Source organism: Solwaraspora sp. WMMA2101, assembly GCF_049179175.1.
Lineage (GTDB): Bacteria > Actinomycetota > Actinomycetes > Mycobacteriales > Micromonosporaceae > Micromonospora_E.
Genome location: NZ_JBMHMA010000006.1, coordinates 3,893,211 through 3,905,433, shown reverse-complemented (window position 1 = coordinate 3,905,433; position 12,223 = coordinate 3,893,211). Strand labels below are relative to the sequence as shown.

The following is a 12,223-nucleotide window of genomic DNA, read 5'->3' as shown; positions in this document are numbered from 1 at the left end:
CGAGCCCGTTACCGTGGGAGTGGGACGCCCCACGTGGGCGGTGACGTGCGACGGTCCGAAGGTGGTGGATCGATGGCCGGCAGCGGCAGGTCGAGCCGGATGACACCGGCGGGCCGGCCATGAGCACGACGGTCGACGCCCTGGACCCGGTCGACCGGCTCCGCCCGGGTTTCGACCACATCGGTCTGCTGTACGGCGACGAACAGGCGTACCTCACCACGGTCACCCGGTTCGCCCGCGACGCGGTCCGCGCGTCGGCCCCGCTGCTGATCGCCGTACCGTCGGAGAAGCTGGCGGCGCTGCGCGGCGCCCTGGGTGAGGACCCGGCGGTCGACACCGCCGAGGTCGACTTCGTCGACATGACGGTGGTCGGCCGTAATCCCGGCCGGATCATCCCCAAGGTGCTGCTCGCCTTCGCGCAGCGGTACCCGGACCGGCAGGTCTGGATCGTCGACGAGCCGGTCTGGTCGGGCCGCCACCCGGACGAGCACCCGGCCTGCATCGAGCACGAGATCCTGGTCAACGTGGCGTTCGCCGGTCGTCCGGCGGTGCTGCTGTGCCCGTACGACGCCCGGTCGCTGCCCGCCGAGGTGGTGGCCGACGCGCAGCGTACCCATCCGGTCGTGACCGACGGTGCCGGCCGCCGGCCGAGCGCCCGGTACCTGCCGCCGACCTCCGCGCTGCACCGGGTCCGCCGGCCGTTGCCGGCACCACCGGGGCGGGCGGCGACCATCGGGTTCGCCGACACCCCGGCCCTGGCCGGGGTCCGCCGGTTCGTCACCGGGCAGGCGCGCGCGGCCGGGCTCGACCGCGACCGGGTCGACGATCTCGCCCTGGCCGTCAACGAGCTCGCCACCAACACCGTGCGGCACACCGCAGCCGGCGGCCGGGTGTGGCTGTGGGTCACCTCGGCGTCGGTGGTCTGCCAGGTCGAGGACTCCGGCCACCTTGCCGACCCGCTGGCCGGGCGGATTCCCCGGCCACCGGACCAGCCGGGCGGCCGGGGACTGCTGCTGGTGCACGACCTGTGCGATCTGGTCCGGGTGTACACCCGGCCCGGACGGACCACGGTCCGGGTGTACGTGGACCGACCGCCAGCCCGGTGAATCATGAAAACTTCTCGTTTCGCAGCCGGCGAACCGCAGCTCTTGCGACGGGCGAACCTGCTGGCCGGAGGTCCTTCCAGAGGTTCCATCCCGCCGACGGTATGAGCGATCCGGAATACATCTTTCAGTATCGACTCAGATTACTCTCAGCTAGATCGGCGTTCACTGATCCGCTGTGACCGTCAGCGGACGGACCCGCCGGTGGAATGGGAGGACGGGAGATGCATCTCCCCCACAGAGTCGTCATCGTCGGTGCCACCGCGCTGGCCATGGTGGCCGCTGCCGCCGTACCGGTCAGCGCGGCCCCACCGGAAGGCACCATCCGGCACGCCGGCGGCGCCACCGCCGTACCGGACAGCTACATCGTGGTGTTCAAGGACAGTGCCGTGGCCCCCGGGCAGGTCAGCGACACCGCGCAGGCCCTGGCCCGGCAGCACGGACGCACCGTGGCCCGCACCTACAGCGCGGCGCTGCGCGGCTTCGAGATCAGCGCGACCGCCCGTCAGGCCGCCCGGATCGCGGCCCACCCGTCGGTCGACTACGTCGAGCAGAACCACACCGTGACGCTCGCCGACACCCAGCTGAACCCGCCGTCGTGGGGCCTGGACCGCATCGACCAGCGCGCCCTGCCGTTGGACGACTCCTACACGTACCCGAACACCGCGTCGAACGTGCACGCGTACATCATCGACACCGGAATCCGGTTCAGCCACAACGACTTCGGCGGCCGCGCGATCAGCGGGTTCGACGCCGTCGACGGCGGCTCCGCCGACGACTGCAACGGTCACGGCACGCACGTCGCGGGCACCGTCGGTGGCACCGCGTACGGCGTCGCCAAGGGCGCCACCCTGGTCGGCGTGCGGGTACTCAACTGCTCCGGCAGCGGCACCAACGCCGGCGTCATCGGCGGCGTCGACTGGGTCACCGCCAACGCCGTGAAGCCGGCCGTGGCGAACATGAGCCTCGGTGGCGGCGCGAACACCTCGCTCGACACCGCCGTGCGCAACTCGATCAGCGCCGGCATCACCTACAGCCTGGCCGCCGGCAACAGCTCCGCGAACGCCTGCAACACGTCGCCGGCGCGGGTCACCGAGGCCATCACCGTCGGCTCCACCACCAGCACCGACGCCCGGTCCAGCTTCTCCAACTTCGGCACCTGCCTGGACATCTTCGCGCCCGGCTCGTCGATCACCGCGCCGTGGCACACCAGCAACACCGCCACCAACACCATCAGCGGTACGTCGATGGCCGCCCCGCACGTCGCCGGCGCGGCCGCCCTGGTCGCCTCCGCCAACCCCGGCTGGAGCCCGCAGCAGGTCCGCGACTACCTCTACGACAACGCCACCGTCGGCGCGGTCGGCAACCCGGGCAACGGATCGCCGAACCGGCTGCTGTACGTCGTCAACGACGGCACCCCGCCGGCGGACGACTTCGCCGTCTCGGTCACGCCGACCGCCGGCTCGACCGCCCCGGGCGGCACGGTGTCGGCGACGGTCGCGACCAGCACCACCTCCGGTACGCCGCAGCCGGTCAGCTTCTCGGCCAGCGGTCTGCCGAGCGGCGCGACGGCCAGCTTCAGCCCGGCCACCGTCACCTCCGGCGGCAGCGCCAGCCTCACCATCGCCACGTCGGGCGGCACCGCCCCCGGCAGCTACCCGGTGACCGTCACCGGCACCGGCGCCTCGGCGACCCGGACCGCATCGTTCACCCTGACGGTGACCGGCTCCGGCGGCGGCTGCTCCGGCACCAACGGCACCGACGTGGCGCTGCCCGACCCCGGCACGGCGGCCAGCAGTATCGTGATCGCCGGCTGCGGGCGTAGCGCGTCGTCGTCGTCGAGCGTGGACGTCGACATCAAGCACACCTACCGGGGCGACCTGATCATCGACCTGATCGCGCCGGACGGCTCGTCGTACCGGCTGAAGAGCTGGGCGCTGTTCGACGGCGCCGACAACGTGATCACCACGTACTCGGTGAACCTCTCCTCCGAGGCGGCCGACGGCACCTGGCAGTTGCGGGTCCGTGACGTCTTCAGCGGCGACACCGGCTACATCGACACCTGGACGCTGACGCTGTAACGCACCGTCCGGTCGGTGGGTGTGGTCGGTCGGCGACGGCCGGCCACACCCACCGCCACGTCACCTCAGATAGGCCGTCAACTGGTCGGCCAGCTCCCGTGGATGGGTCAGCGCCGCCAGATGTCCGCCATCGATCCCGTCCGGGACGATACCGAGCCGGTCGTCGACGAACCGACGGACGAACTCGGCCGGGAAGAACCGGTCGTCGCGGCAGAGCACGAACCGGGTCGGCACATCCGGCCAGGCCGGCAGCGGCCATGGTTGCCCGAACGGCGTACCGGACTGTGCCCGGTCGTGCCGCAGCACCTGCGCGGCCAACTCGTCCGGCACGCCGTCGAGAAACAGCGCGAGCACGTCCTCGCCCGCCGGCCGCCCGTCCCGTACGGCCTGGGCGGCCAGCGCGGCGGCGTGCCCGGTGTTCGCCCACCAGTCGCCGCCGGTCTCGCCCGGCACCGGCACCATCGCCGTCAGCAGGACCAGCAGACGGACCGGCAGCCGGTCGGCGACCAGCGGGGCGGTGAATCCCGCGAGCGAATGCGCGACCAGCACGACATCGGTGCGGCCGCCGATCGCCGTCACCACCGCGTCGGCGTACTCGGCCCAGCCGGCCCCGTCGTCCTCGCACGGCAGATCGACCGGCACCGCCTCGTGGCCCCGCCGCCGCAGTTCGTCGACGAGCCGGTGCCAGTACCAGGGGTCGGTGCCGCCGCCGGGAATCAGAACGAACGTGGCCACAACTGCCCCCTCCGCGCGCGCGCCTTCCTCGACGGTCGCGCCGATTACATCAGGCAGCGGTGACATTCTGGGCGTCTCGGCAGCGTCACGCTGCCGAAAGCCGCCACTGTCGGGCATCTGACCAGCGGGTTCGTGCTCCGGTCCGGCGCTGTGTGCGTCTAGCGGGTACCTCGGCCACCAGCCGTGGCCCGCTGTGCACCGCGTACCGCCCGACCGGCAGGAGCCCACGATGACCGCGATCCATCCCGCCGCCGTGACGATCCGTACCGCTGGGATGGACGACATCCCGCAGGCCGCGACCCTGCTCACCGAGGCGTTCCTGATCGCCCCGGTGTCGCAGTGGCTGATCGGTGACCTCGACGCACGGGCCGACGTCTTCCGGACCCTGTTCACCCTCGAACTCGACCACGCGATCCGGTCCGGCGGCGCGGTGCACGTCGCCGGCCAGTTCAGCGGCGTCGCCGTCTGGCATCCCCGGGGCCGACGGATCGCCACCGATCCGGAGACGGTCAGCGAACACGAGTTGCGCCTGCTGAGCGCCGCCGGGCGCTGGCAGCCGCGGTTCGCCGCCCTCGCCCGGATGCTGTCGGCGCACCACCCGTGGCAGCCGCACTGGCATCTGGCGTACCTGGCGGTGGCACCCTGGCGTCAGGGCGGCGGCCTGGGCAGCGCGCTGCTGCGCCACCACCACCGCCATCTCGACGGTCACGGCACGCCGGGCTACCTGGAGGCGACCACGCCGCGCAACCGGGACCTGTATCTGCGGCACGGCTACCGGGCACACGGGCCGATGCGCCTGCCCGACGGCCCACCGATCTGGCCGATGTGGCGGGAGCCGCGCCAGTAGCTCGACGGTCCCGAGCCGTGATCGGATCGGACCGCAGATGTCGGGCGCGAGCCAGGGGTGGTCGACCAGGCTGGTCGGTGAAGGGAGGCCATCGTGATCTCGGCACTCAATCACCTCGTCGACCTGGTCGAAGCACACCTCGCCGACCCGGTCGAGGCACACCTCGTCGGGGAACCTCCGATCGGGGAGTTCGACGTCGAGTCGGTGGCGGGCAGGCACGGCACGACCGGGTACCACCTGCGCCGGATGTTCTCGTCGTTGGCCGGAATGCCGCTGTCGGAGTACGTACGCCGGCGGCGGATGACCGTGGCGGCCGCCGCCGTGGTCCGGGGCGAGGACGACCTGCTGACCATCGCCGTCCGCTCCGGGTACGGCTCGACCGAGGCGTTCGGGCGGGCGTTCCGGGCAGTCCACGGTGCCGGTCCAGGTGAGGTACGCCGTGACGGTGGCCCCCTTCGCAGCCAACCACAGCTCAGGTTCCGCCTGACCGTCGAAGGGAACACCCGCATGGACACCCGCATCGTCGACCGCCCCGCGTTCACGCTGGTCGGCCACGCCACCCGGGTCCCGCTGATCCACCACGGCGTCAATCCGCACATCCAGCAGCACATCGCCGCTCTGCCGGCGGCGGAGCATCAGCGGCTGAAGACCCTCAGTGACACCGAGCCGGCCGGCATCCTGCAGGTCAGCGACGACCTGGCGCCGGACGACCCCGAGGGCAGCGAGTTGACCTACCTGCACGGGGTCGCCATCGCGGCGACCGGGACCGCCCCCGACGACCTCGATGTGATCGAGGTGCCGGCCGGCAGGTGGGCGGTCTTCCGTACCGCCGGACCGTACCCGCAGGCGCTGCAGGCCACCTGGGCGGCGACCGCCGCCGAATGGTTCCCGTCGAACCCGTGGCGGCTGCGGCCCGGCCCGTCGATCGTCGCCGTCGTCGAGCGGGCGGCCGATTTCAGCACCGCGACCTGCGAGCTGTGGCTACCCGTCGAGCCCGGCTGACGTCGCGGCCGGCGGCGGGGCGGGCTCGCTGGCGGGACGCTCGGTCGGCCGCCCGACCGGCTGTCCGGCGAGACGCTCGGCCGGCTCGCCGACAGGGTCGGCTCGGCGACCGCGCGTCAGCAGCCGGAACGCCAGCATCGGCAGCAGATGCAGGACGACGGCGACCGCGCCGGCCAGCGCCGCGACCTGGCCGGGGGCGAGCCCCGCCAGTGCCAGCACCACCGCCGCGAGCGCCCCGGTCCGCGCCGCGTTGCCGGCCAGGCGCAGCAGCAGTCGCGATCGGCTCAGGACTTCGGGGTCCGCCGACTCGGTAGCGGCCCGCCGGTGCGACATCAGCGCAGACACGGCGGCCCACAGCGCGATCAAGGTGGCGATCTGCAGCGCCCAACCGGCGGTCGCGCCGACGCTGGCCGCATCGGTCAGCGTCGGCGCGGCCACGGTCGCGGCAGCGAGGACGCCGAAGGCCGGCGGCCAGGTGAAGACGTACGCGAGCAGCACCGACCGGATGATCGTGGTCCGCAACCGTTCGCGGGCCTGCAGCGGCTCGATCTGCCCGGCGATGCCGGTCAGCACCTCGGCGGGTGCCCACACCAGCTGACGGTCCGGGCGGCGGTCCGACGCAGGGCTCGACATGCGGCCAGGGTAGCGCGCCGGCACCATCGACGATGGACCAAGAACGGCGCAGGTCAGGTCGTCGGGTCCAGGTGGCGGCGCAGTTCGGTGGCGAGCAGGTCGCTGACCTGTGCCGGGGCGAGCGGTCCGAGGTGGTCGCGCAGCGCCGTACGGACCGTGTCGGCGGCCGCCCAGCCGCTCCCGGTCGCCTCGGTGATCACCTCGGCAGCCTTGTCGGGGTCGGCGAGGTCGAACCGGCGCAGCGCGGCGTCGGGCATCAACCCGCCGACGGTGGTGCCGGTCGAGACGAACGCCGGCAACCCGAACCCGGCCGTCAGAGCCAACGCCCCGGAGTTCAGCGACGACCGGTACGGGTAGACGGCGGCGTCCGCCGCGCGCAGGAAGTACTGCACGTCGGAGTCGGGGGCGAAGCCGGGGTGGAAGACGACCGCCGGGTGTTCGGCGGCGCGGCGCATGAACTCGGGCCCGCCGGTCTCCTCCCGGACCTTGCCGGCGACCAGCCAGCGCAGTCGCGGGTCGTGGCGGGTCGCGACGTCGAGCACGTCGAGGAAGTCGGTGTGTCCCTTGTACGGTCGGACCTGGCCGAAGGTGACCAGTAGCCGGGCACCGAGCGGGATCCCCAGGTGGCTGCGGGCCGTCGCCCGGTCCACCCAGTCCGGGTACGCCCCGACGAAGGTCGGGTGCCGGGCGACGACCACCTGCCGGGGCGAGGTGCCGAACGCCTCCTGCAGGATCTCCAGGTGGCTGTCGTGCATCAGGTGGACGACGTCGGCGGCGGCCAGCATCACCTGCCGCAGCCGGGTCTCGGTCTGCCGGTGCACGGTTTCGTGCGGCAGCAGATTGTGCACCGTCCAGACCAGCCGTACGCCGTCGGCCCGTAGCGCGTCCAGTGTGGCCGCGAAGGCGTCGACGGCGGCCTCGGCCCGCGCGGTGGTGGTGCAACCGGCGGTGACGTCGTACAGCCAGTGGACGTGCAGCACCCGGGTGACGCCGTCCGGCAGCGCGGGCAACAGGCGGTCGAGCTGGTCGAGACGCCGGATCCGGATCGGCACCAGGTTGTGCCGGGGGAACCGGCTGTAGATCAACGACTGGTACGGGTTGGCCGAGTCGACCGGCCAGTGCAGCCAGGCGATCGGCGGGCGGGCGCGGTCCGCCCAGTCGGCGGCGGCGAGGGCGGACAACGCATCGTCGACGAGGTGGCCGGCGGAGGTGCCCCGACGCCAGGGAACGATCACGGTTGACCACCGTACCGGGCGCCGATGCCGGCGGCGACCGCCCGGGCGACCGGGGCGCTGGCGGCGTCCGCCGCGTGCACGGCGCTGACCCGGCGGTCGGCCGCGAGCCGGGTCAGTACGCCGGTGGTGAGCTGGTCGACGAGGGCGGGCGGCAGCTCCGCCCAGGCGGCCCGCCAGTACGCCAGCGGCTCACCCCCGTCACCGACGGTGACCTGCAGCGGTGCTGCCGCATCCGGCCGCCGTACGGTCAGCCGGGTGGCCGCCTGGTCGGCGATGGGCGGTTCTCCCTGGTCCGTCGGATCCGCTGGGCAGTGACCTACCGCCGGTGCCGGTGCCCCGGCGCCGATCAGTCGCGCCGCACGCTGTTCACCCTCATTGGCAACGCCTCGCTGCACCATGCGCAGCAACACCGCGTTCACCATCGCCCGATCACCCTTGTCGTTGGCAATCTTGGCGAGTATCCGAATCTCGTTCGGGGTAATGTTCGGGCTGTACAGTAGCGCCGCTGGTTGCATGATCCGCGCCCGGGAGCGACGAAGCACATTCCTGACCGGACGCAGCAGGCGACGTACCCTAGGCAAATAGGTCACTGATCCAGATTACCCAGTCGTGACACGAGGTGAGCGCGTGCCATCCCCGACGGTCAGCGTCGTCGTGCCGGTCTACAACACCGAGAAGTGGCTCGAAGAGGCACTCGACTCGATCGAACGACAGCCCGCCCGGGACGACATCGAGGTAGTCGTCATCGACGATGGCTCCACCGACGGTTCGGCCGACATCGCCCGCCGGTACGCCGACCGGGCCACCGGGGTGCGCTACGTCCGCCAGGACAACGCCGGCCTCGGCGCGGCCCGCAATCACGGGGTACGCCTTGCCACCGGCCGCTACCTGGCCTTTCTTGACTCCGACGACCTCTACCCGGACGGGGCGCTGAGCTACCTCGTCGAGCTCGCCGACCGCCAGCAGGCGGCGGTGGCCGTCGGTGACATGCAGGGGCTGCCGCCCCGGCCCAACCCGGCGTGGCGCCGGGAGCTGCTCGTCGGGGAACGGGTCGTGGAGCGGATCGCCCAGGCACCCGGCCTGGTCGGCAACCCGTCGGCGTGCAACAAGGTCTTCCGGCGTGACCTGGTCGACTCGACCGGTGTCCGGTTCACCGAGAACACCGCCTTCGAAGACGTGCTGTTCACCGTACCGCTGCTGGCCCGTTCCCCACTGACGGCGCTGACCCCCCGGCTGAGCTATCTGTACCGGCAACGCGGGGACAACTCCTCACTGATGGACACCCGCAGTCAACCGCTACGGATCATGCAACACGTCGCCATCGTCGAGCAGCTCGCCGACGAGTGCCGCGATCTGCCGTCCGACGACCGCGACGCGGTGTACCGGTGGATCGCCTACATGCAGTTGCACTATGCGTGGCGGGCCGCGAACGGCTGTGACGACGAGCAGCTCGACGAATTCGCGGTCCGGATGCACACCCTGTTCAAGGACATCCCGGTGCGGCTGGCGACCGAATTCGTCAGCAACGCCGGCGCCGGGCTGCGCGCCGCCGCGATCTACGAACAGGATCCGGCGACCATCCGGGAGCCCCGGTCCGCGCTGCCGCTGCGGGTGTACGCCGGGCAGGCCTACCTCGGGCACACCGACTTCGACGCCTACCGCGACCTGCTGCTCATCCGGGAGATCACGGCGACCGTGCACCGGATGCGCGGTAGCGGGCCGGCCATCGCGCTCGAAGGCAGTGTCCGCGCCAAGGGTATCGACGGCGAACCCGGTCAGGTCCGCCACGACCTGCTGGTGGAGATCGGCGACGGGCTGGCCCGGCAGCCGGTCACGGTGCTCCGGCGGACCGGCAACGACCTGCGCTGGTCCTGCACGATCCCGGTCGACCAGCTGCCCGCTGGGCGCTACGACGTGCGGGTCGTGGTGCGCGACAACGACCGGGAGTACGCCGTACCGCCGGGTCCTCAGCAGGGCGGCCGGGGCACCCGCGGCACCCGACCGACACGCATCGGCGACCGGGTCGGCTGGCTGACCCCGGGGCCGGACGGCGCACGGTTGATCATCACCGACACGGCCGGTGCCGTGGCCCGCAGCCCGCAGTGGCTGTCCCAGATGGGTGCCCGGCAGGGCCGGTCGTTGTGGGGCCGGGCGTGGGGCACCGCCCGCCGTACCGCCCGCAACCGGCTGCGGCCGACCCCGCCAGCCGCAGCACCGTCGTCGACCGCACCGCCGGCGTCGCCGCCGCCGGCGGGCTGATCAGGCCGGCCCTGGCCTCAGTTCGCCACCAGCGCCACCCGGTACAGCCGCTCCGGCTCCAACCGCAACCGGGGCAGCCCCGCCGGCCCCACCTGACCCGCCCCGTCCCGGATCCGCAGCGACATCGACAGCTCATGGACCCGGTCGTCGTCCGCCGGCCGGTAGCCGAACCACCAGCGCCCCGGCTCCGGCCGATCGGGGCCGTCCGCCGGTATCCGCACCAGCCAACCTTCGTCGACGGCTTCGACCGGCAGCTCCCGGTCCGCCGGGGCCGCCGGGTCCCGCAGGTCGTCGGCGTGGCGCAGCACCACCGACGACGGCGCCGCACCGACCGGACAGGCACCGCCCAGGGTGACTCCGGCCTCCTCGACGGTGGCCCAGGTCGCCAGTGGCCCGGCCGGTAGCACCCGGATCGACAGCTGCCCCTGGTCGGCCGACTCGGCCAGCAGCCCCGGCCCGCCGGGCAGCGGACGCAGCTCGGTGAAGTCGGCGCCGACCGGCAACCCGTGCCCGGCGGAGGCGTCGGCACCGCCGTCGACGTCCCAGCCGACCAGCCAGCCGGCCACCGGGTCGCCGACCGCCGCCGGTCGCGCGGACACCGGACCGGTCACCAGGTCGCCGAGCGGGATCCGGCAGCTGAACCCGGTGCCGCCCGACGAGGACCCGACGGTGCCGTCGGGCCGGCTCGGATAACGGCGGGCCACGATCATCGGGGTCCGGGCCAGGGTCAACGCCGACGGCACCGGAGCACCCGCGACGGCCGTACCGCTGATCACCAGCTCGTCGCCGACCAGCCGGGCCGCCGTCGCCCACACCGAGGGATGTTCCACCCTCAGCCGCAGCGCTCCGTCGTGCAGCAGCGGCACCACCCGTACCCCTGGTCCCACCCAGACCGCCGGCAACGCCGGCACCACCTCGCCGACCTTGACCGGCCCGCTCTCCGGGCCGCCTGCCACGTCGACCAGGCCCGCCATCACCAGCCAGGTCCCCGGCGGCCAGCCGGCGGCGGAGCGCAGTGCCGTCACCGGCAACGACGTGGCGAACCCGGACCAGGCCGGCAGGTCGCCCGTTGCCGGGTCCGCCGCGACGGACCGGCGACGCAACAGCCGCGACCGGGTCGGCGCCGGCCCGAACCGGCGGCGGCGGCCCTGCTCACTCAGCCACAGGGCGCGCAGCTGCGGCCCCGGCGGTGTGTCCGGTTCCGCCGGAGTCCGCAGCGCGTATCCGGCGATCCGCAGCTGCCCGCCCGAGAAGGAGATCGCCCGTAGCGCCGTACGCAGCCGGGGCGTCGGGCGGTACAGCGCCGCCGGGACGCCGTCGACCCTCGGCGGTACGCCACCGGACCGGGTCGCGTCGACCACGCGCAGCAGCTCCGGCAGCCGGCCGTCGCGGGCCAGCCGCCACGCCACCCGCAACCGGGGATCGAGCCGGTCCGGCACCGCCGGATCCACCTCGGCGAGGAACTCCGCCGCCAGCTCGCAGAACCGCCGCCGGTACGTCCCGTCCGGCACCTGGGGCAGCAGGTGCAGGAACATCCGCAGGTCGCTGCGCAGGGCGGTGGCGTCGTAGTGGTTCTTCAACGACCGGTCACCGATCCCGGCCAGTGACCGGCTGGCGCTGCGTACCGCCGCGAAGCGGTCCACCAGGTTGGCGACCTCGGCCTGCCGCTGGCTGATCGACTCTTCGGCACCCGCCTCGCGCTGCCGCCAGTGGTAGACCACCGTGGGCAGCACGTCGATCGACTCGGCCAGCGCGTACGCCGGGATCGTCACCGGAATGTCCTCGTAGCGCACCCCTTCGGGAAACCACAGGTCGTGACCGGTCCAGAAGTCCCGCCGGAACACCTTGTTGCAGGCCAGCCGGTCGTAGACGAGGTTGCGGCGACGGCGCAGCCGGGTGCCGAGCCAGGTCTGCCGATGGGTGCCGCGGTGCAGCGGCGACTGCCACAGCCCACGGGAGTTGAACAACGCCACGTTGCCGGAGGCGATCTGCGAACCGGTCGACTCCACCGCACCGACCAGCACTTCGAAGGCGTACGGCGGCAGCACGTCGTCGCTGTCGACGAACGCCAGGTAGTCGCCGGTGGCCGCGCGGATACCGGTGTTGCGGGCCGCGCCGAGGCCCTGGTTCGACTGACGGATCAGCTGGAACCGGGTATCGGCGGCGACCCGGGCGGCCGCGATGTCGCCGCTGTCGTCGGTCGACCCGTCGTCGACCAGGACGACCTGGACGTCGGGGTGGGTCTGCGCAGCCAGCGAATCAAGACATTCGGTCAGGTAGCGGGCCACGTTGTAGATCGGAACGACGACGCTGAGCAGGGCACCCATC

10 protein-coding genes are annotated in these 12,223 nt (G+C 72.8%); 5 read left to right on the top strand and 5 right to left on the bottom strand.

Annotated elements, in window-relative coordinates; all coding sequences use genetic code 11:
- The first annotated feature begins 119 nt into the window (after nt 1–119).
- On the top strand, nt 120–1,106 hold the full coding sequence (locus ACN28F_RS18650; RefSeq protein WP_421358906.1) for an anti-sigma factor RsbA family regulatory protein: 987 nt from the start codon (nt 120–122) through the stop codon (nt 1,104–1,106).
- Nucleotides 1,107–1,327: 221 nt separating this feature from the next.
- Entirely contained in the window at nt 1,328–3,184 is a 1,857-nt protein-coding gene (locus tag ACN28F_RS18645) for a S8 family peptidase (RefSeq protein ID WP_421358904.1), read from the top strand.
- Between the two features lie 60 nt (nt 3,185–3,244).
- Here ACN28F_RS18645 and ACN28F_RS18640 read toward each other — a convergent pair whose 3' ends face one another.
- On the bottom strand, nt 3,245–3,919 hold the full coding sequence (locus tag ACN28F_RS18640) for an alpha/beta hydrolase (RefSeq protein WP_289209195.1): 675 nt from the start codon (nt 3,917–3,919) through the stop codon (nt 3,245–3,247).
- Nucleotides 3,920–4,148: 229 nt separating this feature from the next.
- Here ACN28F_RS18640 and ACN28F_RS18635 point away from each other — a divergent pair, with 229 nt between their 5' ends.
- Together ACN28F_RS18635 and ACN28F_RS18630 are read left to right on the top strand one after the other, a co-directional pair.
- Nucleotides 4,149–4,766 carry a GNAT family N-acetyltransferase gene (locus ACN28F_RS18635; protein WP_282224147.1) on the top strand — a complete coding sequence of 206 codons (618 nt, stop codon included), beginning with the start codon at nt 4,149–4,151 and terminating at the stop codon, nt 4,764–4,766.
- A 93-nt stretch (nt 4,767–4,859) separates the two neighbouring features.
- The gene (locus tag ACN28F_RS18630; RefSeq protein ID WP_289209194.1) at nt 4,860–5,768 is read left to right on the top strand and encodes an AraC family transcriptional regulator; all 909 of its coding nucleotides are present in this window, start codon (nt 4,860–4,862) and stop codon (nt 5,766–5,768) included.
- On the opposite strand, the gene ACN28F_RS18625 is transcribed toward ACN28F_RS18630, so the two are convergent.
- The 3 genes from ACN28F_RS18625 to ACN28F_RS18615 are packed head-to-tail and all read right to left on the bottom strand — an operon-like array spanning nt 5,748 to nt 8,058.
- The gene (locus ACN28F_RS18625; RefSeq protein ID WP_289209193.1) at nt 5,748–6,401 is read right to left on the bottom strand and encodes a hypothetical protein; all 654 of its coding nucleotides are present in this window, start codon (nt 6,399–6,401) and stop codon (nt 5,748–5,750) included. The two genes, ACN28F_RS18630 and ACN28F_RS18625, sit on opposite strands and share 21 nt — an antisense overlap.
- A 53-nt stretch (nt 6,402–6,454) precedes the next feature.
- Nucleotides 6,455–7,636: a glycosyltransferase gene (locus tag ACN28F_RS18620; protein ID WP_289209192.1), complete on the bottom strand. Its 1,182-nt coding sequence runs from the start codon at nt 7,634–7,636 to the stop codon at nt 6,455–6,457.
- The gene (locus tag ACN28F_RS18615; RefSeq protein WP_421358901.1) at nt 7,633–8,058 is read right to left on the bottom strand and encodes a hypothetical protein; all 426 of its coding nucleotides are present in this window, start codon (nt 8,056–8,058) and stop codon (nt 7,633–7,635) included. The genes ACN28F_RS18620 and ACN28F_RS18615 overlap by 4 nt, the downstream gene beginning before the upstream one ends.
- Nucleotides 8,059–8,263: 205 nt before the next feature.
- On the opposite strand from ACN28F_RS18615, the gene ACN28F_RS18610 reads away from it, so the two are divergent.
- A complete protein-coding gene (locus ACN28F_RS18610) occupies nt 8,264–9,895 on the top strand; it encodes a glycosyltransferase family 2 protein (RefSeq protein WP_421358899.1) in 1,632 nt (543 codons plus the stop codon).
- 17 nt (nt 9,896–9,912) lie between these two features.
- On the opposite strand, the gene ACN28F_RS18605 is transcribed toward ACN28F_RS18610, so the two are convergent.
- Nucleotides 9,913–12,222 carry a glycosyltransferase gene (locus ACN28F_RS18605; RefSeq protein WP_421358897.1) on the bottom strand — a complete coding sequence of 770 codons (2,310 nt, stop codon included), beginning with the start codon at nt 12,220–12,222 and terminating at the stop codon, nt 9,913–9,915.
- Between the last annotated feature and the right edge of the window lies 1 nt (nt 12,223).

What these genes read in the sequence shown, in the direction of transcription:
- ACN28F_RS18635 (WP_282224147.1), top strand. Translation starts at nt 4,149, where the DNA reads ATGACCGCGATCCATCCCGCCGCCGTGACGATCCGTACCGCTGGGATG.
- ACN28F_RS18625 (WP_289209193.1), bottom strand. Translation starts at nt 6,401, where the DNA reads ATGTCGAGCCCTGCGTCGGACCGCCGCCCGGACCGTCAGCTGGTGTGG.
- ACN28F_RS18615 (WP_421358901.1), bottom strand. Translation starts at nt 8,058, where the DNA reads ATGGTGAACGCGGTGTTGCTGCGCATGGTGCAGCGAGGCGTTGCCAAT.
- ACN28F_RS18645 (WP_421358904.1), top strand. Translation starts at nt 1,328, where the DNA reads ATGCATCTCCCCCACAGAGTCGTCATCGTCGGTGCCACCGCGCTGGCC.
- ACN28F_RS18605 (WP_421358897.1), bottom strand. Translation starts at nt 12,222, where the DNA reads ATGGGTGCCCTGCTCAGCGTCGTCGTTCCGATCTACAACGTGGCCCGC.
- ACN28F_RS18650 (WP_421358906.1), top strand. Translation starts at nt 120, where the DNA reads ATGAGCACGACGGTCGACGCCCTGGACCCGGTCGACCGGCTCCGCCCG.